Raw genomic sequence first — 20,175 nt, 5'->3', positions numbered from 1 at the left:
TTACTTGGCCCCCCCGGCGATCCACGCCTCGCAGCAGGCTTTCGCCAGCGCGCGCACGCGGCCGATGTAGGCGGCGCGCTCCACGACGCTGATGACGCCACGCGCGTCCAGCAGGTTGAAGAGGTGCGACGCCTTGATGCACTGGTCGTAGGCCGGCAGCGCGACGCCCTTGGCGATCAGCGACTGGCACTCCGCCTCGGCGTCCTTGAAATGCTGGAGCAGCATGTCGGTGTTGGCGTGCTCGAAGTTGTGGGCCGAATACTCGACCTCGGCGCGCTTGAACACGTCGCCGTACGTCACGCCCTGCCCGTTGAAGTCCAGGTCGTAGACGTTCTCCACGCCCTGCACATACATGGCCAGACGCTCCAGCCCGTAGGTCAGCTCGACCGCGACCGGGTCGCACTCGATGCCGCCGACCTGCTGGAAGTAGGTGTACTGGGTGACCTCCATGCCGTCGCACCACACCTCCCAGCCGAGGCCCCAGGCGCCCAGCGTCGGGCTTTCCCAGTCGTCCTCGACGAATCGGATGTCGTGCAGCGACGGGTCGATGCCCAGAACCTTCAGGCTTTCCAGATACAGCTCCTGCGGGTTGGCCGGCGAGGGCTTCAGGATGACCTGATACTGGTAATAGTGCTGGAGCCGGTTCGGGTTCTCGCCGTAGCGGCCATCCTTCGGGCGGCGCGAGGGCTGCACATAGGCCGCCTTCCACGGCTGCGGGCCGAGGGCGCGCAGCGTCGTCGCCGGGTGGAAGGTGCCCGCACCCACCTCCATGTCGTAGGGCTGGAGGATCACGCAGCCCTGCTCCGACCAGAACTGGTGGAGCTTGAGGATCAGGGCCTGAAAGGACAGGCCGCGGCTGTCTTGGGAAGACCCGCTCTGGGAGGCCATCGGCGGTCACTTATGATTGGTGTGGAAAAACGCGCCGCACGATACGCGGCGGAATCCCCGGAATCAAGCGCCCGCCTGGGTTTAAGGTTCAACGACCGTAGGGACAGACCGGCCGGCCGCAGGCCACGGCGGAGCGCGGGGCGACGTAGGCGCCGCATTCCGGGCATTTCTCCATGTCCTCCGCGGCCACCTGGGGCGAGCCGCCGCTGGTGGAGGTGGGCTTCCCGGAGCCGCGACGCTCCCGCTCGCGCAGGCGCTCCCGCCCGACCGCGCCGACGCGGTTGTACCAGCGCCAGCCGAACCACACGGCGCCGATCACCAGGATCAGGAACAGGATCTTGGAGAGACTGAACATGGCAGGGAGGATTAGGGCCTGCGGGGTGGCCCGGTCAAGGGCAGCCTTCAAGGGCCCCCTTCAACCCGAACGGCTGACCCGCCGAAAATAGACCGAATATCGAAAGAAGCCCCCGTCCAGCGCAAAGAATCCTTGTCGTCCGCAGCGGAAGCGGCACCTAATGGATGAAAACCGTGCGCAGAGGAGACGCAACGTTATGAACGCCAGCGCCTATCCGGTCATTGTCCGCCCCCTGCCCCCGGAACAGGGCGTCGGCTATGTGGCCGAGGTGCCCGACCTGCCGGGCTGCACCGCGGGCGGCGCCACCCCCGCCGACGCCAGCACGGCGGCGCTTGACGCCATCGCCGCCTGGATCGAGAACGCCCGCCGCACCGGCGAGCCGGTCCCGCCCCCGTCCGAACGCCTGCGCGAGGTGACCCAGTAACAGCCGGCTCACAGGCCGTAGCGCGACCAGAGCGCGCGTTCCTCCACGGCGGCCAGCGCCGCCGCCGGGAGGTCGGCCGCGAGACGGTCCAGCGCGGTCGTGCCCACCGGTGCCTCCACACGGAAGCCCATGCGGCGGAACCAGCGCCGGTCCTCCTGCACCACGCGCAGCCGGACCTTCTCGCCGAAGCGGCCCCGCAGCACGGTGCGCAGGTCGCCGATGCCGTCGATCAGCCCGAGTTCCAGAGCCCGCCGCCCCGCCCAGAAGGCACCGGAGAACAGCTCCTCCTCCGGCCCCGACAGGCGGGCGCCGCGGCGGTCGCGCACCATCGCCTTGAAGGCGTCGTGGATCTCCGCCTGGATCGCCTTCAGATGGGCGACCCCGTCCTCCCGCTCCGGCGAGAAGGGGTCGAGGATTACCTTCTTGTCGCCCGCGGTGTAGAGCCGACGCTCGATGCCGAAGCGCTGGATGAACTCGTGCGCGCCGAAGCCCGAGGACACCACCCCGATGGAGCCCAGGATGCTGCTCTCGTCCGCCCAGATCTCGTCCGCCGCGCAGGCCAGCCAATAGCCGCCGGACGCCGCCGCGTCCTCGCAGAAGGCGAAGACCGGCACCTTCTTTTCGGTGGCGAGGTCGCGGATGCGCTTGGCGATCAGCGCCGACTGGACGGGCGATCCGCCCGGCGAGTTGACGACCAGCGCCACCGCCGCCTGCGTCTTCGGCGCGAAGGCGCGTTCGATCAGCCCGGCCATGCTGGACATGGTCAGACCCTGACGGAAGGCTCCGGCCTGACCGATGACACCGGACAGGCGGAGAACGGACACGATCGGCCCGGCGTCGCGCCAGGGGCCGAACGGGAGTTTGGCGAGCAGCTTCGTCATGTTCATCGCCGGTTGAAATGGTGGCGCTGAGGCTGGATTAAAAGCGCCGACTTAAGCGATCAATGGCTCCATGTCGCGCAGAATCCGCTGCGCCTGCGCGCTGTAGGCACCGTCAGGACCGTGCAGCACCAGCCCGGCGGCGAATCGCGCGGGCGACCGCCCTCCCTTTTGCGCGCTCAGCAGGATGCGTCGCGCCTCCTCTCCGGCCTTCGGCCAGAGCGGAACGAGCAGAAGGGAGCCGAATCGGGCGCCGTGGAGAGCGGCCAGGATCTCGTCCACCCGGTCGGCCCGGTGGACCATGGTCAGCGTGCCGCGCGGCTTCAGCATCGCGGCGGCGAAGCGCACCCAATCGGTCAGCCCCGCCTCCCCCTCCACGTTGGCGGCGGCCTTCCAGGGGTCGGGCGGCACGCTGGCCGCCCCGGCGCGCAGGTAGGGGGGGTTCATCATCACCCGGTCGAAGGTTCCGGGAATCAGCTCCGGCGGCGGGGCCAGCAGATCGCCGTCGAGGACCGTCACTCGGCCCTCCACGCCGTTGAGTGCGGCGTTGCGCCGCGCGACGTCCGCCGCCTCCGCCCGCTTCTCCAGCCCGGCGATCGTCACGCCCGGCACACGGACGGCGAGGCAGAGCGCCGCGGCCCCGGTGCCGGTGCCGACGTCCAGCACCCGTTCTCCCGCTTCAGCGGCGGTGACGGCGGCGAGAAGCACGGGGTCGATGGCAGCGCGATAGCCGGCCTGCGGCTGGTGCAGGCGAACGCGCCCGTTGAGAAGCGTGTCGAACGCCGCGTCGCTCTCCATCGTCACGCCCCCAACTCCTCCCCGGCGTCGCGCAGCAGGCGGCAGGCGGCGGCATGATCCTCCTCGGCCACCATCAGGCGGCGGGGGATGGCGCCGATGGAGCCCTCCAGGATGCTGGTGTGGGTGTCCAGCACGATCCCCTCGATTCCCGCATCGGCCAGCAGGGCCAGAAGCCAGCTCAGGCGGACCGGATCGGTGGTGCGCAGCAGTTCCTTCATGAAATCCCGGCTGTTCTGTGCCCTTAAACGCCTTGCGGGCTTGACCGAAGAGGCTATGCCGTTATGCTCCCTGCCGGAATTCGTCACGTCAATCATCATTGGAGTCGACCTTGGCGGTCGTGACCAACCTCGAGCCGAAACGGCGGAAGTCCACCCCGCTCGACGATCTGACCGCCCTGGTGGCCGATGACCTGAGCGCGGTCAACGAGATCATCGTCCAGCGGATGCATTCGTCCGTGGAGATGATCCCGCAGCTTGCCGGCTACCTCATCGCCGCCGGCGGCAAGCGCCTGCGCCCCGTCCTCACCCTCGCCGCCGCCGAGCTGTGCGGCTACAAGGGCGAGGACCACAAGATGCTGGCCGCGGTGGTGGAGTTCATCCACACCGCCACCCTGCTGCACGACGACGTCGTGGACGAGAGCGACCTGCGCCGCGGCCTCGCCTCGGCCAACGCGGTGTTCGGAAACAAGGCCAGCGTGCTGGTCGGCGACTTCCTGTTCTCCCGCAGCTTCGAGCTGATGGTGGAGGTCGGGTCGCTGGACGTGCTGCGCATCCTGTCCAAGGCGTCCGCGGTGATCGCCGAGGGCGAGGTGCTGCAGCTGCGCACCACCAACGACACCGAAACCAGCGAGCAGGCCTATCTGGAGGTCATCAAGGCCAAGACGGCGGAGCTGTTCGCCGCCGCCTGCCGCGTCGGCGCCGTGGTGGCCGCCCGCCCGCAGGCGGAGGAGCTGGCGCTCTACGACTACGGCATGAACCTGGGCATCGCCTTCCAGCTCGTCGACGACGTGCTGGACTACTCGGCCTTCCAGGCGAAGCTGGGCAAGACGGTCGGCGACGATTTCCGCGAAGGCAAGATCACCCTGCCCGTCGTGCTGGCCTTCCGCCGCGGCAACGACGAGGAGCGGGCCTTCTGGCGCCGCACCATGGAGGAGCTGGACCAGCAGGAGGGCGACCTGGAGCGCGCCCAGGAACTGATGGCCAAGCACAACGCGCTGAAGGACACGGTGGAGCGCGCGCGCCACTACGGCTCCATCGCGCGCGACGCGCTGGGCCTGTTCCCGGACACGCCGGTGAAGGCCGCCCTGCTGGAGGTGCTGGATTTCGTGATCGAGCGCGATTTCTAAGCTTTGGGAACTTTTTCGCCGCGGGGGATGATTTTCACGTTGCAGCCCCCGGTTCGAGCGGCTATATACGCGGCCCACGGTGACGCCGGCCACGGCGACACCGACGGACCGGAGAGTAGCTCAGCCTGGTAGAGCACTGCTTTCGGGAGGCAGGGGCCGGAGGTTCGAATCCTCTCTCTCCGACCAGTACGAAGGGCCGATGCGGCGACGCATCGGCCCTTTCGCTTTTCCGGCCCGGCCCGCCGCCAATTGTGCCGGCTTTCGCCCCCGGCAAAAAAACATTCCGCAAATGCCGCTTATTCCCATTGCAGGCCACGGGCAAAGGGTCTATACACCCGGCCCACGGCGACGCTGGCAACGGCGGCACCGATTGGACCGGAGAGTAGCTCAGCCTGGTAGAGCACTGCTTTCGGGAGGCAGGGGCCGGAGGTTCGAATCCTCTCTCTCCGACCAGTACGAAAAGGGCCGATGTGGCAACGCATCGGCCCTTTCGCTTTTCCGCCCCACCGCTGCGGCACAGGTCGCGCTCCCGCCTGTTGTCCCTTTGGAAGCGACACAGACGGGGAGCGGACCCATGGAACAGGCGATCGGACAGGAACCCCAGGCGGCGGGCGGCCCGGTGGGCACGGAGATCGATCCCAAGGCCGTCGTGGTGTCCCGCGCGGTGCGCGACCTGCTCCAGCCCCACGGCTTCCGCCCGCGCGACATCGGAAGCGGCGTGGGCGGCGGCATGGCCTGGAACCGGCGCGGCGGCGACGACACCCACGAGATGATCACCTGCAACGGGCGGCTGTCCGGCGACCCCGACCGGGCGGAATGGACCGCCGGGCGCTACGGCAACCGCGGCGGCTTCGTGGAGGTCACCGGCCTGACGCTGCGCGGCGCGCTGGACGCCGTGGCCGTCCTGCCCCGGCCGGTGAGGGTCGACGGCTCGCTGGCCGAGGGCATCTACCCGTCGCTGGAGGACGCCCTCGACGACATCGCGTGACGGGTTACTTCAGCGCCTCGTCGATCTCCACCTGATAGCCCTTGGCGAGGCGGTTGGTCTCGTTGGCCATGCCGATGACGGCCATCAATTCGCCGAACTGGGCGTCGGTCATCCCGGCCCGCCGCGCCGCGGCCTCGTGCGAGCGGATGCAATAATCGCAGCCGTTGGTCACGCTGACCGCGACGAAGATCATCTCCTTCACCAACGGGTCCAGCGCGCCGGGGGCCATCACCTCCTTCAGGCTCTCCCAGGTGCGCTTCAGCGTGGGCGGGTGATGGGCGGCCATCTTCCAGAAATTGTTGACGTCCGGCACGCTGCGGGCCGTCTTGATGTCGTCGTAGACGGCGCGCACCTCGGGAGCGGCGTCGGCGTGCTCGATGGGTTTCAGGGGCATGATGGTGCTCTCCGCGGCAGGTTGAACGGTCATGAGGAAGTCCGCTGCTGCGGCATTGTCTCCGGTTCCGCCCTGCGGAGCCATGGGGAGACCATATCCCCATGGCGTCCTCCGCTGAAAGTCATAGGGCCGCCGGAAAGTTGAGGTTGCCCCGGCTGCCACGGACCGGCATAGCTTCTGGGCCACAGTGGCCCGCGCATGGCGCCCCGCCCCATCGCCACCCGTGATCGCCTTCCCCGCCTCCAACACCGCAGGCCATGCCTCTTCGCTACCTCTCCGCCCTGGCAACCGAATCAGCGAGAATGGTGCGCCTTCTGCGCATCCTGCTGGTGGCCTCCGTCCTGGTCCCCGCCTTGCTGTTCACCGCCATCGCCTGGCGCGACTTTCAAGAGGAGGAAGCGCAGGCGGAGCGCAACATTCGCAAGACCGTGCTGATTCTGCACGAGCACATGCAGAAGGTCTTCGACACGGTCGAGCAGGTCCTGGACCGGCTGGACGAGCGGACCACCGGCATGAGCTGGGACGAGATCGGCCGTTCCGACGATCTGCACGGCTATCTGAGAACCCTGGTCGAGGAGGTTCCACAGATCGGCGTCGTCGGTCTGATCGATCCCAACGGCACGCTGCGCAACGACAACCGCCTGTTCCCGTCCCCATCGATCAACGTCGGCGACCGGGAGTATTTCCGCATCCAGGCGGCCGGCGACGCCGGCATCCTCGTCAGCGAGGCGATCACGGGACGCGGATCGGGCAAGCGGCAATTCAACGTCACGCGCCGCCGCGCCGCCGCGGGTGGACCGGAAGGGGCGTTCAACGGCGTGCTTCTGACCGCCGTGCTGACCGATTACCTGATGGATTTCTATCAGCTCGTCGTCTCCGGCCAGCAGGAGTCGATCTCCCTCGTCCGCCGCGACGGCTCGGTCCTGGTCCGCTTCCCCTCGATGGGTGAGCAGCAGGCCCGCCATGGCGCGGACAGCAATCTGCTCGGCGTCATGGCGGCCGGGCAGGGCGAGGGTGTGTTCCGCACGCGGGGCCGCATGGACGGCGTGGCGAGGCTCAATGGCTTCATGCACGTGGCGCCCTATCCGCTCTACGTCACCTACGGCATTCCGATTTCCGAGATCCGGGCCGGCTGGGCGCGCGACATGCTTCTGTACGCCGCCTTCGCCGTGCCGGCGATGCTGGCTCTGGTCGGCATCACCCTGTTGGCGCTGCGCCGCGCGCAGAGCGAAATGCAGGCCGTCCGCCGCTGGACCGAAGAGGCCCGTGCCCGCGAGTCCCTGGAGAACGCGCTGCGCCAGTCTCAGAAGCTGGAGGCGCTGGGCCAGTTGACCGGGGGAGTCGCCCACGACTTCAACAATCTGCTGACCGCCGCCCTGGCCAACCTGCATCTGATGGAACGGCATCTCCCGGCGGAAGGAACGCGCTATCTGGACGGCACCCTCACCGCGCTGGAGCGCGCCCGGACGCTGACCGGGCAGCTTCTCGCCTTCTCGCGCCAGGAGGCTGTGGACCCCAAGGTGATCGATCTGGGGGACGGCCTGCGCGCCATGGCCAATCTGCTGGAACGCTCGATCCGGGCGGACATCGCGCTGGACTGGACGCTTCCCAGCGCCCCGCTGCGGGTGGAGGTGGACCCGGTCCAACTGGAGCTGGCGGTGCTGAATCTCGTCGTCAACGCCCGTGACGCGATGCCATCGGGCGGACGCATCCGCATCGCCGTCCGGCAGGAGGAAGCGCCCGACGGCCCGCTCGCCGTTCTGGAGATCACCGACACCGGCGGCGGCATGCCGCCCGAGGTCGCCGCCCGCGCCTTCGAGCCCTTCTTCACCACCAAGCCGCACGGCAAGGGGACGGGTCTGGGCCTATCGATGGTCTACGGGTTCGCCCGGCAGTCGGGCGGCAACGCGACCATCTCCAGCGCGCCGCGCCGCGGCACGGTCGTCCGCATCACCCTGCCGGTGTCCGACCGGACGCCGGAACCGGAAGCGGCGCCGGACCCGGCGGAGGCGCCGTCGGCCGGCCCGGTGCGCCTGCTGGTGGTCGAGGACAACACGCTGGTCCTGATGGCCACCGTCGAGGGGCTGACCCAGGAGGGCTTCGAAGTGGTGACCGCCGACCACGGCGCCGCCGCTCTGGAGATCCTGGAGCAGGACGCCGCCTTCGACGTGATCGTGACCGACGTGGTGATGCCCTACGGCGTGTCGGGAATCGATCTGGCGCGGCGGGTGCAGGAGCGCTGGCCCGGCATCCGGGTTCTGCTGATTTCCGGCTACAGCCCCGAATCGCTGACCGGGCTCAAGGCCGACGCCGCCGTCCTGCCCAAGCCCTTCACCCCGGACCAGCTCGCCGCCCGCGTCCGCGCCCTGCTCCGCACCGCGAAAGCCGTCTGACGACCGGACGGAAGGGTCAAAGCAGAACGCTGATGAACATCGGCGCCCACAGCACCGCCGACCAGATCAGCCCCAGAAAGATGCCGTGGGTGAGGTCGGTGAAGGTCGGTTCCGACAGGCAATGCATGCGCCAGAACGCTTCGCGGTCGTTCATGCCCCGACGCTGCGGGGGATGGTTCTGAACGTCCTTCATGACCGTTTCCTTGTTGGGGGCCAAAAGGAAGGAACCGGCGAAGGGCGCCGCGGTTCCGCCGCGCGGCAGGAACATCGATCGGGCAGGATGGGAAACGCCGAAAAGGAAAAGGCCTCCCTGCCCTTTCGGGCGGGAGGCCTTCCGGTCGGATGGGATGAGCCGCTTACTTGGTGCGGATCATCGGGGTGAGCTGGTCGCCCCAGTTGCCCGTCGCGTTGTGATAGCGGGCGGTGCGCATCAGCTCGACCGTCACGCCGGCTTCCACGGCCTTGACGACGGCGTCGTTCAGGCGGTGCAGGCTGTTGGCGAGGACGCGGATGGCGCTTTCCTGCTCGTCCGTGAGGTTCGAACGCTCGTCCGGCGGCGCATCCTGGAAACCCGGCTGATTCGTCATGCGGCTATCCTTCCCTTGTTCTCCGGCCCGGGTCTTTCGGCCCCGGCTCTGGCCCTGGTTCACCGGCGCCGTTGCGCCGGCATGGCCGGGTGCTGCGCTGCAAACCCGGCATTCAACGTCTTAACACATCACGCGCCGGGAGCAAGGGCGCGGCAAGACAACCTCGTTCGAAAGAGTCATGCCTCCCGCGGCAGAGTGCCGCCCCCCGGGGATGCCGGACGGGGGAAGGACCCCGGCGCACTTCAATCGCGCTGCGTTCGACGGACGGCGTTTGATCGGGGCGCGCTCCCGGCCTAGCTTGGCGGTCCAAGGGCAGACGCCGACAAGAACAATCCGCAGCCGATCACAACGAAGAAAGACTGGACCATGGCCGACACCGCGACCGATTCCCGCTCCGTCGCCTTTCTGGGGCTTGGCACGATGGGCTTTCCCATGGCCGGCCATCTGGCCGTCCGGGGCGGCCACCGGGTGACCGTCTACAACCGCACCGCCGCCAAGGCCGAGGCCTGGACCGCCCGCTTCGGCGGGGCCAGCGCCCCGACCCCCGCGGACGCCGCCCGCGAGGCCGAGGTGGTCTTCCTCTGCGTGGGCGGCGACGACGACGTGCGGGCGGTGGCCGGCGAGGCCATGGGCGCCATGAAGCCCGGCACCATCGTCGCCGACCATTCCACCGTCTCCGCCACCGTCTCGCGCGAGATGGCCGAATTGGCCCGCGAACGCGGCCTGTTCTTCCTTGACGCGCCGGTGTCCGGAGGGCAGGCCGGGGCGGAGAACGGGGTGCTGACGGTGATGGTGGGCGGCGACGCCGACGCCTTCGCCCGTGTCCAGCCGCTGATGGCCTGCTACGGCCGCTCCGTCACCCATATGGGGCCGGCGGGGGCCGGTCAGCTGACCAAGATGGTCAACCAGATCTGCATCGCCGGCCTGCTCCAAGGTCTGGCCGAGGGCATGGCCTTCGCGCAGAAGGCCGGGCTGGACGGGCACAAGGTCGTGGACGTGATCGGAAAGGGGGCCGCCCAGTCCTGGCAGATGGACAACCGCGCCAAGACCATGCTGGACGGCAAGTTCGACTTCGGCTTTGCCGTGGACTGGATGCGCAAGGATCTGGGCATCGTCCTGGGCGAGGCGCGCAACAACGGCGCCAGCCTGCCCGTCACCGCCCTCGTCGACCAGTTCTACGCCGAGGTCCAGGCGATGGGCGGCAACCGCCTGGACACCTCCAGCCTGATGACGCGGCTGACGCGCTGACCAGAAGGGGAAAGGGGAGCGCCACGGCGCTCCCCGCCCCGACGTTACACCCGGACGACCTTGCCGGGGTTCATCCGGTTGTCCGGGTCGAAGGCGCGCTTCAGCTCGCCCATCACGGCGAAGGCGTCGCCGGCCTCCTTCTCCAGGAACTCCATCTTGCCGTAGCCGATGCCGTGCTCGCCCGTGCAGGTGCCGCCCATGGCGAGCGCCCGGTCGACCATGCGGTCGTTCAGGCGCTTGGCCTCGGCCATCTCCTCCGGCTTGTCGGGGTCGATGACGTAGACGAGGTGGAAGTTGCCGTCGCCGACATGGCCGACCAGAGGGGCCAGCATCGAGGATTCGGCGATGTCCTTCTTGGTCTCCAGGATGCAGTCGGCCAGCCGCGAGATCGGCACGCAGACGTCGGTCGGCCAGCCCTTTGAGCCGGGACGCAGCGCCAGCGCCGCGTAGTAGCCGTCGTGGCGGGCCTGCCAGAGCTTGGAGCGGTCCTCCGGACGGGTCGCCCAGGTGAATTCGCTGCCGCCAAACTCCGCGGCGATGGCCGAGACCATCTCCGCCTGCTCCTTCACCCCGGCGGCGGTGCCGTGGAACTCGAAGAACAGGGTCGGGGCGACCTTGTAGTCCAGCTTGGAATACTTGTTCACCGCGTCCATCTGGACCTCGTCCAGCAACTCGATGCGGGCGACGGGGATGCCGGACTGGATGGTCTGGATCACCGTGTCCACCGCGCCTCGGATGTCGTTGAACGGGCAGACCGCCGACGAGATCGCCTCCGGGATGCCGTAGAGGCGCAGCGTCACCTCGGTGATGATGCCGAGCGTACCCTCCGCCCCGACGAACAGGCGGGTCAGGTCATAGCCGGCGGCGGACTTGCGGGCGCGCCCGCCGGTCTTGATGATCCGGCCGTCGGCCAGCACCACGGTCAGCCCCAGCACGTTCTCGCGCATGGTGCCGTAGCGCACAGCGTTGGTGCCGCTGGCGCGGGTGGAGGCCATGCCGCCGAGCGAGGCGTCGGCGCCGGGGTCGATGGGGAAGAACAGGCCGGTGTCGCGCAGATGCTCGTTGAGCTGCTTGCGGGTCACGCCGGCCTGGACGGTGACGTCGAGGTCCTCGGGGCTGACGCGCAGGACCTCCTTCATGTTCGACACGTCGATGCAGACGCCGCCGGCCAGCGCCGCGACGCCGCCCTCCAGCGAGGTGCCGGTGCCGAAGGGGATGATCGGCAGCTTGTGCTTCGCGCAGAGCTTGACGATGGCGCTGACCTCCTCGGTGGAGGTGGCGAAGGCGACGCCGTCGGGCGGGAAGTTGGGGTGGTAGGACTCGTCCTTGCCGTGATGCTCGCGCACCGCCGCGGCGGTGGTGAAGCGGTCCCCAAGCAGGGCCTTGAACTCGGCCTTCATCTCGTCGGTGAAGGCGACGCGAGGCTGGGCGGCGGGTACGGCGGTCATGGACGAATCTCCCGGGGGTCCTTTTGGCACGGTGCCGTGCGGTGGTAGGACCGGAGAAGCTAAGCCCCGCCGCCCGCGCAGACAAGCGACTCGCGCGCATGGGTGGGTGCCACAGCAAAAGCCCTCTCCCCCCTGGGGAGAGGGGAGGGTGAGGGGGCATTACGCCCGGCAGGGCGGAGAAGGGCTCCCGCTTCGTGCCCTTGGCCGCCTTCGGCGCCCCCTCATCCTAACCTTCTCCCCAGGGGGGAGAAGGAACAGGCATTCTCACGCCTCCTCGTAGCCGCCGCCGCCCGGGGTCTCGACGACCAGCACGTCGCCCTCCCCCATGGCGGTCTTGTCCTGGGGGCCGAGTTCCTCGACCGAGCCGTCGGTGCGCTGGACCCAGGTGCGGCCGATCTGGCCGGGGGCGCCGCCCTTCAGGCCGAAGGGCGGAACCCGGCGGTGGTTGGACAGGATGGCGGCGGTCATCGGCTCCAGGAACTTCAGGCGCCGCACCACCCCGTCACCGCCGCGCCAGCGCCCCGCCCCGCCCGATTCGCGGCGGATGCGGAAGCTGTCCAGCAGCACCGGGAAGCGCCATTCCAGCACCTCCGGGTCGGTCAGGCGCGAGTTGGTCATGTGGGTGTGCACCGCGTCCGTCCCGTCGAAGCCGGGACCGGCGCCGGAGCCGCCGCAGACCGTCTCGTAATACTGGTAGCGCTCGTTGCCGAAGGTCGTGTTGTTCATCGTCCCCTGCGCCGAGGCCAGCACGCCGAGCGCGCCGTACAGCGCGTCGGTGACGCACTGGCTGGTCTCCACGTTGCCGGCCACCACCGCGGCGGGGTAGCTGGGCGACAGCATGGTGCCCGGCGGGATGACGATCTCGATGGGCTTCAGGCAGCCCTCGTTCATCGGGATCTCGTCGTCCACCAGCGTGCGGAAGACGTAGAGCACCGCCGCCCGGCACACCGCCGTCGGGGCGTTGAAGTTGCTGGTGAGCTGCGGGCTGGTGCCGGTGAAGTCCACCCGCGCCGACCGCTCGTCCTTGTCGATGGTGATGCGGACCTTGATGACCGCGCCGTTGTCCAGCTCCTGCACGAACTCGCCGTCGGTCAGCACGTCGATGACGCGGCGGACCTGCTCCTCGGCGTTGTCCTGGACCAGCTTCATGTAGGCGTTGACCGTCTCCAGCCCGAACTGGGCGACGATGCGGCGCAGCTCCCGCGCGCCCTGCTCGTTGGCGGCGATCTGTGCCTTCAGGTCGCCCAGGTTCTGCGCCACGTTGCGCGCCGGCTGCGGCCCGGCGGTGAAGAGGGCGACGACCTCCTCCTCCAGGAAGCGGCCCCGCTCGACGAGCTGGACGTTGTCGAGGAGGACGCCCTCCTGGTCGATGGTCGTGCTGTCCGGCGGCATCGAGCCGGGGGTGATCCCGCCGACGTCGGCGTGGTGCCCGCGCGAGGCGACGTAGAACAGCACCCGTTCGCCGGCCTCGTCGAAGACCGGGGTGATGACGGTGATGTCCGGCAGATGCGTGCCCCCGTGATAGGGGTCGTTCAGCATGTAGACGTCGCCGGGGTTCATCTCCCCCTGGCGCCGCTCGACGATGGCGCGCACGCTCTCGCCCATGGAGCCGAGATGCACCGGCATGTGCGGAGCGTTGGCGATCAGCCCGCCGTCCGCGTCGAACAGGGCGCAGGAGAAGTCCAGCCGCTCCTTGATGTTCACCGAATAGGCGGTCTTCTCCAGCGTGAAGCCCATCTGCTCGGCGATGGACATGAAGAGGTTGTTGAAGACCTCCAGCATCACCGGGTCGGCCTTGGTGCCGATGGCGAGGCGCTGCGGCAGCTCCTCGAAGCGGGTCAGCACGAGGTGGTTCTTGCGGGTCACCTCGGCGATCCAGCCGGGCTCGACCACCGTGGTGGCGATCTTCTCCTTGATGACGGCGGGGCCGGTGACGCGGTTGCCGGGCTGGAGCTGGTCGCGGTCGTAGACCGGCGCCTCGCGGTCGGCGCCGCCGGTGTGCAGCGTGACCGTGGCGAGGCGGCGCGGCAGCGCGCCGGTGACGCCGGGCAGGTCCTGGTCGTCGGCGCTCTCGGTGCGGCCCACCGCCTCCACCGACACGGCCTCGACCACCAGGGCCTTGCCTTCCATCATGAAGCCGTAGCGCTGGCGGTGCGCCGCCTCGAAGGCCGCGGCCATGGCGTCGAGCGGCCCGAAATCGACGACCAGCGGGCTGTCGGAGCCCTCCACCTTGATGTGCGCCTTGCGCAGAACGGCCAGCCGGTCCTCCGGCACGCCCTGGCGGGCCAGCTCCATGCGGCCCTCGGCCTCCAGCGCGGCGAGCGTGGCGGTCAGCTCGTCCACCAGGGCGTCGTCGAGGCGGGCCTCCACCGCGCGCTCGCGGATCGCCACCGTGTCGGCCAGGCCGATGCCGTAGGCCGACAGCACGCCGGCGTGCGGGTGCAGGAAGACCTTGCGCATGCCCAGCGCGTCGGCGACCAGACAGACATGCTGCCCCGCCGCCCCGCCGAAGCCGTTCAGCGTGTATTGGGTGACGTCGTAGCCGCGCTGCACCGAGATCTTCTTGATGGCGTTCGCCATGTTGTCCACGGCGATCTTCAGGAAGCCCTCGGCCACCTGATGCGGGGTCATCTCGGTGCCCAGCGCCTCGTTCACCTCCTCGGCCAATTCGGCGAACTTCTCGCGCACGATGGCGGCGTCGAGCGGCTGGTCGGCCTCCGGCCCGAAGACGTGGGGGAAGAAGTCGGGGTGCAGCTTGCCGACCATGACGTTGCAGTCGGTCACGGTCAGCGGCCCGCCGCGGCGGTAACAGGCCGGGCCGGGGTTGGCGCCGGCGCTCTCCGGCCCGACGCGGAAGCGCGCCCCGTCGAAGAAGCAGACCGAGCCGCCGCCCGCCGCCACGGTGTGGATGTGCATCATGGGGGCGCGCATCCGCACCCCGGCCACCACCGTGTCGAAGGCGCGCTCATATTCCCCGGCGTAGTGCGACACGTCGGTGGAGGTGCCGCCCATGTCGAAGCCGATGACCCGGTCGAAGCCGGCCATGCGCGCGGTGCGCACCGCCCCGACGATGCCGCCCGCCGGGCCGGAGAGGATGGCGTCCTTGCCCTGGAACCAGCGCGCGTCGGTCAGCCCGCCGTTCGACTGCATGAACATCAGCCGCACGCCGGAGAGGTCCCCGGCCACCTGCTCCACATAGCGGCGCAGGATCGGCGACAGGTAGGCGTCGACCACCGTGGTGTCGCCGCGCCCGACGATCTTCATCAGCGGGCTGACCTGATGGCTGACCGACACCTGGGTGAAGCCGATGGAGCGGGCCAGCGCCGCCACCTGCTTCTCATGGTCCGGGAAGCGGTAGCCGTGCATCAGCACCACCGCGGCGGCGCGGAAGCCGTCCTGGTAGGCTTGCTCCAGCTGGACCCGCACGGCGCGCAGGTCCACGGCCTTCAGCACCGTGCCGTCGGCCTTGACCCGCTCCGGCACCTCGGCCACCCGCTCGTACAGCAGCTCGGGCAACACGATGTGGCGGGCGAATATCTTCGGGCGGGCCTGATAGCCGATGCGGAGCTGGTCGCCCAGCCCCTCGGTGATGAGCAGCAGCGTGCGCTCGCCCTTGCGCTCCAGAAGCGCGTTGGTGGCGACGGTGGTGCCCATCTTCACCGCCTCGACCGCCTCCGCCGGGATCGGCTGGCCGGAGGCGAGGCCCAGCAGGTCGCGGATGCCCTGGATGGCGGCGTCGCGGTAGCGTTCCGGATTCTCCGACAGCAGCTTGTGCGTGACCACCGACCCGTCCGGGCGTTTGGCCACGATGTCGGTGAAGGTGCCGCCACGGTCAATCCAGAACTGCCACCGGCCCTGCTCTTGGGACGCCATACCCCACTCCCTGATGTTTCCGATTTCCGGGGAGTGTGACGATACGCCGCCGCAGGTCAAGCCGGGGAGGACGAAAGGGTGGGATGCGTCCCCTTTCCCTCCCCGTCCGGTCAGGCCGCCTTGAGCAACGCCGGCAAACCGTCCAGCACGGCGTTCACAGCCCCCGCCCCATCCTCGAACGCCTCCAGCGCCAGCGAGAATTGCGAAGGACGCGGCAGGTCGATGGTGATGGCGAACTCCCCCCCGTCGCGTTCCAATTGCCCGCCGAAGCGGCGCGACAGGGCGCGCATGCGGGTGTTGTCGGATAGGCACATCATATGGACCTGCCCGATGCCCCGGTTGGCCGCGATGGACAGCGAGCGGCGGATCAGGGTGGAGCCGACGCCCCGCCCTTGAAAGTCCTTCTCGACGCTGATTGCCAGCTCCGCCGCGCCGGGCCACAGCAGCCGGTCGAAGCACAGCTCCACCGCGCCCCGCAACTCGCCACGGTCGAACAGGCCGACCAGCGTCGTCCGCGTCCAGTCGAGCGACTGGCAATGCTTGACGATGACGTCGTCGGAGACGGTGCCGGTGAAGCGGGCGTAGCGGTCTGCCTTGTCCAGCCGCAGCAGATGCGCGCGGTATTGGCCGCGCTCGGCGGGGAGAAGCTTGCGAATGGCGGACATGGGGAGACTCGTGGCACTGGTGATTCGGGACATCGCACCGCTTTGCGTCGTCCGCTTCCCCCGTCAGCGGCCTGGATCGGCCACCCTCTTTTGTTGCGGCGCAACATGGCGAAGACCGGACGAAAGGACAAGCCCTCCCGCGACGACGGACCGGCTTTGTTGCAGCGCGGCAACATGACGCTCCGCCGGAAAATCCTCTACCTCCAACGGATGAAAAGGGTGCGAAGCGCGAAAATGCTGGGAAACAACGAAAAAGTATGGGGCCGGTTGGCGCGGTGCCGGACTGCCGGTATGCTGCGCCAGCGGTCGAAAGGCGGATAAAAATGAGCATCTGGGGCAGCGTCCTGGGCGGGGCGGCCGGTTTCACCATGGGCGGGCCGATCGGGGGCCTCATCGGTCTGGCCGCCGGCTATGCGGTGGGGCGCGGCTTCCGCGGCCTGTGCGGCCCGGCGGATGCGACCAAGTCCATCGCCTTCACCATCGGCGTGATCGCCCTGTCGGCGAAGATGGCCCGCGCCGACGGCGTGGTGAAGCGGGTGGAGGTGGACACCTTCAAGCGCCTGTTCCGCGTTCCGCCGGAGGAGCTGGACACGGTGGGCCACGTCTTCGACCTCGCCCGCAAGGACACCCACGGGTTCGAGGAATACGCCCAGCAGATCGCCGGTCTGTTCGAGGACCGCCGCGCCGTGCTGGAGGAGCTGCTCGACAGCCTGCTGGCCATCGCCGAGGCCGACGACGAGCTGCACGAGACGGAAGTCGAATACCTGCGCACGGTCGCCCACATCTTCGGCTTCAGCGACGAGGAGTTCGAACGCATCGTCGCCGGCCACCACATCGCCGGCACGCCGAACGAGACCGATCCCTACGGCGTGCTGGGCGTCTCCCGCCGGGCCAGCGACGAGGCGATCAAGGCCGCGCATCGCCGTCTGGTGCGCGAGCATCACCCGGACGTGCTGATCGCCCAGGGCATGCCGCAGGAGTTCGTGGATCTGGCGACGCAGAAGGTCGCCGCCATCAACGCCGCCTTCGACCGGATCGAGAAGGAGCGCGCGCGCGGCTAAAGCCAGGCGTCGCGCCTTCCTTCCTTCCCCGTGCATCCCCGCCCCGGCGCAATCGGGTGTCGCGAGCCTGCGGACCGCACGCTATATAAGCACACCTCCGCACACCGCACCGTTGGGTCATGGCTCCTCCTGCTCCGATCACCGCGCTCCAGGGCGTGTCCGTCACCTTCGGTGGCCGTCCGCTGTTCGAAACCATCGACCTGTCCATCGGGCGAGGCGACAAGGCCTGTCTGGTCGGGCGCAACGGGTCCGGCAAATCGACGCTGATGAAGGTGCTGGCCGGCATGATCCAGCCGGACGGCGGCACCGTCTTCACCCAGCCGGGCGCCCGCATCGCCTATCTGCCGCAGGAGCCGGACTTCACCGGCTGCGCCACCGTGCACGACTACGTCGCCGCCGGCCTGCCCGCCGACGAGCGGGACGAGGCGCACCGGGTGGACGCCGTGCTGGACCGGCTCCAGGTGCCGGGCCATCTCGACCCCAACACGCTGTCGGGCGGCGAGGCGCGGCGCACGGCGCTGGCCCGCACGCTGGTCGGCGCCCCCGACGTCATGCTGCTCGACGAGCCAACCAACCACCTCGACCTCCCCACCATCGAGTGGCTGGAGGAGGAATTGCTGGCCTACCGTGGCGGTCTGCTGCTGATCTCGCACGACCGCAGCTTCCTGAACCGGCTGGCCAAGCGCACGCTGTGGCTGGACCGCGGCACGGTGCGCGCCACCGACCGCGGCTTCGCCGAGTTCGAGACCTGGCAGGCCGAGGTGTTCGAATCGGAGGAGATCGCCGCCCAGAAGCTCGACCGCAAGATCGAAGGCGAGATGAAGTGGCTGCGCGAGGGCATCTCGGCCCGGCGCACCCGCAACATGGGCCGCGTGCGCGCCCTGCTCCAGCTCCGCACCGACCGCGCCGAGCGCATCAAGGGCGGCCAGCAGGCTAAGCTCGCCGTCGCCGAGGCCGAGCGCGGCGGGCGCTTGGTCATCGAGGCCGAGCACATCTCGAAGGGCTTCGACACGGCGGACGGCCGCAAGACCATCGTCAACGACTTCTCCACCCGCATCCTGCGCGGCGACCGGGTGGGGCTGATCGGGCCGAACGGCGCCGGCAAGACCACCCTGCTGAAGATGCTGACCGGCCAGATGGAGCCCGACAGCGGCACGATCCGGCTGGGCACCAACCTGGAAACCGCCTATTTCGACCAGCGGCGCGACGGGCTGGACCCCGAGGACACCATCCGCAAGGTGCTGTGCCCCTTCGGCGGCGACAGCGTGATGGTCAACGGCCAGCCGCGCCACGTCGCCGGCTACATGCGCGACTTCCTGTTCGACACGCGCCAGCTCGACAGCCCGGTCAAGGCCCTGTCCGGCGGTGAGCGCAACCGGCTGCTGCTCGCCCGCCTCTTCGCGCGGCCCAGCAACATGATGATCCTCGACGAGCCGACCAACGACCTCGACATGGACACGCTGGACCTGCTGGAGGATGTGCTCGGCGACTATCAGGGCACGCTGCTGCTGGTCAGCCACGACCGCGACTTCCTCGACCGGCTGGTCACCAGCACCATCGCGGTGGAGGGGGACGGCGTGATCGCCGAGTACCCCGGCGGCTATTCCGACTATCTGGTGCAGCGCCCGCCGCCCAAGGAGAAGGCCGCCGCCCCGGCCAAGGCGAAGCCCGCTGCCGCCCCGGCGGCCGCCAAGCCGAAGGGCAAGCTCAGCTACAAGGACCAGCGGGAGCTGGACGACCTGCCCGCCCGCATGGACAAGCTGACCGCCGAGGTGGCGAAGCTCGAATCGGCGCTGGCCGATCCCGACCTGTTCGCCCGCGACGCCGCCAAGTTCCAGAAGACGTCCGATCAGTTGCAGGCGAAACAAAACGAGCTGGCCGCCGCCGAGGAGCGCTGGCTGGAGCTGGAGGCCCTGCGCGAGGAGCTGGAAGGCGGCCGCGGATGAGTCTGCGCGACTCGCTGCTGGCGCTCCTGGTCATGGCGATCTGGGGCCTGAACTTCGTCGTCGCGAAATGGGGACTGGCCGAGTTCCCGCCGCTGTTCATCATGGCGCTCCGCTTCATCGCGGTGGCGGCGCTCATCCTGCCCTTCAAGCGGATACCCTGGAGCGCGGTGCGGCCCATCGCGATTCTGTCGGTGACGCTGGGGACCGTGCATTTCCCGCTGATGTTCACCGGGCTGAACGGCATCGACGCGGCCACCGCCTCGCTGGCCGCGCAGGCGCAGGTGCCCTTCTCCTCCCTGCTGGCCGCGCTGATCTTCAAGGACAAGCTGGGCTGGCGCCGCGCCACCGGCATGGCCGCGGCCTTCGCGGGCGTCGCGGTGATCGCGGGCGAGCCGCGGCTGTCCGGATCGCTGGTGCCGCTGTTCATGATCCTCGGCGCCAGCTTCGCCTTCGCCGTCGCCAGCATCCAGATGAAGATGATCGTCGGGGTGGACGGCTTCGCGCTGAACGGCTGGATGGCGCTGTTCGCCGCCCCGCAACTGCTCCTGCTCTCCTTCCTGTTCGAGGAGGGGCAGATGGCCGCGCTCTCCAACTCCACCCTGTGGGGCTGGGGCTCCGTCGCCTACATGGCCGTGGGCGTGACCATCGGCGCCTATGGAATGTGGTACCCGCTGCTCCGGAAATACTCGGTCAACCAGACCATGCCCTTCCTGCTGACCGTGCCGGTCTTCGGCGTGCTGGCGGGCGTTCTGCTGATGGACGATCCCTTCACGCTCCGGCTGGTCCTGGGCGGGCTGTTGACCGTGGGCGGCATGGCCGTCATCGTGAAGCGGCGCCCGACGGCGCTGGCGGAGAAGGTGACCAATCCGACCTGAGGAAGCCCG

19 protein-coding genes and 2 tRNA genes are annotated in these 20,175 nt (G+C 69.1%); 10 read left to right on the top strand and 11 right to left on the bottom strand.

The window, feature by feature from the left end; genetic code table 11:
* Together H0B54_RS02970 and H0B54_RS02965 are read right to left on the bottom strand one after the other, a co-directional pair.
* Window positions 1-888 carry a glycine--tRNA ligase subunit alpha gene (locus H0B54_RS02970; RefSeq protein ID WP_188259153.1) on the bottom strand — a complete coding sequence of 296 codons (888 nt, stop codon included), beginning with the start codon at window positions 886-888 and terminating at the stop codon, window positions 1-3.
* A gap of 88 nt (window positions 889-976) precedes the next feature.
* The gene (locus tag H0B54_RS02965) at window positions 977-1,243 is read right to left on the bottom strand and encodes a hypothetical protein (RefSeq protein ID WP_188259152.1); all 267 of its coding nucleotides are present in this window, start codon (window positions 1,241-1,243) and stop codon (window positions 977-979) included.
* A 196-nt stretch (window positions 1,244-1,439) separates the two neighbouring features.
* On the opposite strand from H0B54_RS02965, the gene H0B54_RS02960 reads away from it, so the two are divergent.
* Window positions 1,440-1,667, top strand: a complete 228-nt coding sequence (locus H0B54_RS02960) for a type II toxin-antitoxin system HicB family antitoxin (protein ID WP_014241191.1) — start codon at window positions 1,440-1,442, stop codon at window positions 1,665-1,667.
* A gap of 8 nt (window positions 1,668-1,675) precedes the next feature.
* Here the strand turns inward: H0B54_RS02960 and H0B54_RS02955 are convergent, their stop codons facing one another.
* The 3 genes from H0B54_RS02955 to H0B54_RS02945 are packed head-to-tail and all read right to left on the bottom strand — an operon-like array spanning window position 1,676 to window position 3,561.
* Entirely contained in the window at window positions 1,676-2,548 is an 873-nt protein-coding gene (locus tag H0B54_RS02955; RefSeq protein WP_343068880.1) for a S49 family peptidase, read from the bottom strand.
* Window positions 2,549-2,599: 51 nt separating this feature from the next.
* Window positions 2,600-3,343 (bottom strand): tRNA1(Val) (adenine(37)-N6)-methyltransferase, encoded by a 744-nt coding sequence (locus H0B54_RS02950; protein ID WP_188259201.1) that lies wholly within the window; start codon window positions 3,341-3,343, stop codon window positions 2,600-2,602.
* Window positions 3,344-3,345: 2 nt separating this feature from the next.
* Window positions 3,346-3,561: a putative signal transducing protein gene (locus H0B54_RS02945; RefSeq protein WP_094301984.1), complete on the bottom strand. Its 216-nt coding sequence runs from the start codon at window positions 3,559-3,561 to the stop codon at window positions 3,346-3,348.
* A 110-nt stretch (window positions 3,562-3,671) separates the two neighbouring features.
* Between H0B54_RS02945 and H0B54_RS02940 the strand changes: the two genes are divergently transcribed.
* The 4 genes from H0B54_RS02940 (at window position 3,672) to H0B54_RS02925 (ending at window position 5,676) form a co-directional block, all read left to right on the top strand.
* Window positions 3,672-4,688: a polyprenyl synthetase family protein gene (locus H0B54_RS02940; RefSeq protein ID WP_188259150.1), complete on the top strand. Its 1,017-nt coding sequence runs from the start codon at window positions 3,672-3,674 to the stop codon at window positions 4,686-4,688.
* Window positions 4,689-4,797: 109 nt separating this feature from the next.
* Window positions 4,798-4,874 (top strand) — tRNA-Pro (locus H0B54_RS02935).
* A 190-nt stretch (window positions 4,875-5,064) separates the two neighbouring features.
* Window positions 5,065-5,141, top strand: a tRNA-Pro gene (locus tag H0B54_RS02930).
* A gap of 121 nt (window positions 5,142-5,262) precedes the next feature.
* Window positions 5,263-5,676, top strand: a complete 414-nt coding sequence (locus tag H0B54_RS02925) for a hypothetical protein (protein ID WP_014241197.1) — start codon at window positions 5,263-5,265, stop codon at window positions 5,674-5,676.
* A 4-nt stretch (window positions 5,677-5,680) separates the two neighbouring features.
* Here H0B54_RS02925 and H0B54_RS02920 read toward each other — a convergent pair whose 3' ends face one another.
* A complete protein-coding gene (locus H0B54_RS02920) occupies window positions 5,681-6,103 on the bottom strand; it encodes a carboxymuconolactone decarboxylase family protein (protein ID WP_246472240.1) in 423 nt (140 codons plus the stop codon).
* A gap of 269 nt (window positions 6,104-6,372) precedes the next feature.
* Here H0B54_RS02920 and H0B54_RS02915 point away from each other — a divergent pair, with 269 nt between their 5' ends.
* Window positions 6,373-8,463 (top strand): hybrid sensor histidine kinase/response regulator, encoded by a 2,091-nt coding sequence (locus H0B54_RS02915; protein WP_188259149.1) that lies wholly within the window; start codon window positions 6,373-6,375, stop codon window positions 8,461-8,463.
* A gap of 16 nt (window positions 8,464-8,479) precedes the next feature.
* On the opposite strand, the gene H0B54_RS02910 is transcribed toward H0B54_RS02915, so the two are convergent.
* Both H0B54_RS02910 and H0B54_RS02905 read right to left on the bottom strand, forming a co-directional pair.
* A complete protein-coding gene (locus tag H0B54_RS02910; RefSeq protein WP_172428330.1) occupies window positions 8,480-8,656 on the bottom strand; it encodes a hypothetical protein in 177 nt (58 codons plus the stop codon).
* Window positions 8,657-8,819: 163 nt separating this feature from the next.
* On the bottom strand, window positions 8,820-9,050 hold the full coding sequence (locus H0B54_RS02905; RefSeq protein ID WP_094301980.1) for an SMc00767 family acetate metabolism repressor: 231 nt from the start codon (window positions 9,048-9,050) through the stop codon (window positions 8,820-8,822).
* Window positions 9,051-9,416: 366 nt separating this feature from the next.
* Here H0B54_RS02905 and H0B54_RS02900 point away from each other — a divergent pair, with 366 nt between their 5' ends.
* On the top strand, window positions 9,417-10,298 hold the full coding sequence (locus tag H0B54_RS02900; RefSeq protein WP_188259148.1) for an NAD(P)-dependent oxidoreductase: 882 nt from the start codon (window positions 9,417-9,419) through the stop codon (window positions 10,296-10,298).
* 44 nt (window positions 10,299-10,342) lie between these two features.
* On the opposite strand, the gene H0B54_RS02895 is transcribed toward H0B54_RS02900, so the two are convergent.
* The 3 genes from H0B54_RS02895 to H0B54_RS02885 all read right to left on the bottom strand — a co-directional run bounded on the left by H0B54_RS02895 (window position 10,343) and on the right by H0B54_RS02885 (window position 16,284).
* The gene (locus H0B54_RS02895) at window positions 10,343-11,746 is read right to left on the bottom strand and encodes an FAD-linked oxidase C-terminal domain-containing protein (RefSeq protein ID WP_188259147.1); all 1,404 of its coding nucleotides are present in this window, start codon (window positions 11,744-11,746) and stop codon (window positions 10,343-10,345) included.
* Window positions 11,747-12,010: 264 nt separating this feature from the next.
* Window positions 12,011-15,619, bottom strand: coding sequence for a hydantoinase B/oxoprolinase family protein (locus H0B54_RS02890; RefSeq protein ID WP_188259146.1), 3,609 nt, complete (start codon window positions 15,617-15,619; stop codon window positions 12,011-12,013).
* 110 nt (window positions 15,620-15,729) lie between these two features.
* Window positions 15,730-16,284, bottom strand: a complete 555-nt coding sequence (locus H0B54_RS02885) for a GNAT family N-acetyltransferase (protein ID WP_188259145.1) — start codon at window positions 16,282-16,284, stop codon at window positions 15,730-15,732.
* 323 nt (window positions 16,285-16,607) lie between these two features.
* Here H0B54_RS02885 and H0B54_RS02880 point away from each other — a divergent pair, with 323 nt between their 5' ends.
* From H0B54_RS02880 to H0B54_RS02870, 3 genes are all read left to right on the top strand, one after another.
* Complete coding sequence (locus H0B54_RS02880; RefSeq protein WP_188259144.1) at window positions 16,608-17,345, top strand: TerB family tellurite resistance protein; 738 nt, start codon at window positions 16,608-16,610, stop codon at window positions 17,343-17,345.
* A gap of 119 nt (window positions 17,346-17,464) precedes the next feature.
* Window positions 17,465-19,291, top strand: coding sequence for an ATP-binding cassette domain-containing protein (locus H0B54_RS02875; RefSeq protein WP_188259143.1), 1,827 nt, complete (start codon window positions 17,465-17,467; stop codon window positions 19,289-19,291).
* The gene (locus tag H0B54_RS02870) at window positions 19,288-20,166 is read left to right on the top strand and encodes a DMT family transporter (RefSeq protein ID WP_188259142.1); all 879 of its coding nucleotides are present in this window, start codon (window positions 19,288-19,290) and stop codon (window positions 20,164-20,166) included. The genes H0B54_RS02875 and H0B54_RS02870 overlap by 4 nt, the downstream gene beginning before the upstream one ends.
* Window positions 20,167-20,175: the final 9 nt, after the last annotated feature.

It is taken from the genome of Azospirillum tabaci (genome assembly GCF_014596085.1).
GTDB classification, from domain to species: Bacteria; Pseudomonadota; Alphaproteobacteria; order Azospirillales; family Azospirillaceae; genus Azospirillum; species Azospirillum tabaci.
Note: the sequence above shows the minus strand (reverse complement) of the source record. Positions and strands in the feature narration are given on the sequence as shown.

Excerpts from the sequence above, each read along its gene's own strand:
- H0B54_RS02945 (WP_094301984.1), bottom strand. The coding sequence starts at position 3,561 with ATGAAGGAACTGCTGCGCACCACCGATCCGGTCCGCCTGAGCTGGCTT.
- H0B54_RS02895 (WP_188259147.1), bottom strand. The coding sequence starts at position 11,746 with ATGACCGCCGTACCCGCCGCCCAGCCTCGCGTCGCCTTCACCGACGAG.
- H0B54_RS02965 (WP_188259152.1), bottom strand. The coding sequence starts at position 1,243 with ATGTTCAGTCTCTCCAAGATCCTGTTCCTGATCCTGGTGATCGGCGCC.
- H0B54_RS02890 (WP_188259146.1), bottom strand. The coding sequence starts at position 15,619 with ATGGCGTCCCAAGAGCAGGGCCGGTGGCAGTTCTGGATTGACCGTGGC.
- H0B54_RS02925 (WP_014241197.1), top strand. The coding sequence starts at position 5,263 with ATGGAACAGGCGATCGGACAGGAACCCCAGGCGGCGGGCGGCCCGGTG.
- H0B54_RS02950 (WP_188259201.1), bottom strand. The coding sequence starts at position 3,343 with ATGGAGAGCGACGCGGCGTTCGACACGCTTCTCAACGGGCGCGTTCGC.
- H0B54_RS02915 (WP_188259149.1), top strand. The coding sequence starts at position 6,373 with ATGGTGCGCCTTCTGCGCATCCTGCTGGTGGCCTCCGTCCTGGTCCCC.
- H0B54_RS02970 (WP_188259153.1), bottom strand. The coding sequence starts at position 888 with ATGGCCTCCCAGAGCGGGTCTTCCCAAGACAGCCGCGGCCTGTCCTTT.
- H0B54_RS02880 (WP_188259144.1), top strand. The coding sequence starts at position 16,608 with ATGAGCATCTGGGGCAGCGTCCTGGGCGGGGCGGCCGGTTTCACCATG.
- H0B54_RS02960 (WP_014241191.1), top strand. The coding sequence starts at position 1,440 with ATGAACGCCAGCGCCTATCCGGTCATTGTCCGCCCCCTGCCCCCGGAA.
- H0B54_RS02870 (WP_188259142.1), top strand. The coding sequence starts at position 19,288 with ATGAGTCTGCGCGACTCGCTGCTGGCGCTCCTGGTCATGGCGATCTGG.
- H0B54_RS02905 (WP_094301980.1), bottom strand. The coding sequence starts at position 9,050 with ATGACGAATCAGCCGGGTTTCCAGGATGCGCCGCCGGACGAGCGTTCG.
- H0B54_RS02875 (WP_188259143.1), top strand. The coding sequence starts at position 17,465 with ATGGCTCCTCCTGCTCCGATCACCGCGCTCCAGGGCGTGTCCGTCACC.
- H0B54_RS02885 (WP_188259145.1), bottom strand. The coding sequence starts at position 16,284 with ATGTCCGCCATTCGCAAGCTTCTCCCCGCCGAGCGCGGCCAATACCGC.
- H0B54_RS02955 (WP_343068880.1), bottom strand. The coding sequence starts at position 2,548 with ATGACGAAGCTGCTCGCCAAACTCCCGTTCGGCCCCTGGCGCGACGCC.
- H0B54_RS02900 (WP_188259148.1), top strand. The coding sequence starts at position 9,417 with ATGGCCGACACCGCGACCGATTCCCGCTCCGTCGCCTTTCTGGGGCTT.
- H0B54_RS02910 (WP_172428330.1), bottom strand. The coding sequence starts at position 8,656 with ATGAAGGACGTTCAGAACCATCCCCCGCAGCGTCGGGGCATGAACGAC.
- H0B54_RS02920 (WP_246472240.1), bottom strand. The coding sequence starts at position 6,103 with ATGACCGTTCAACCTGCCGCGGAGAGCACCATCATGCCCCTGAAACCC.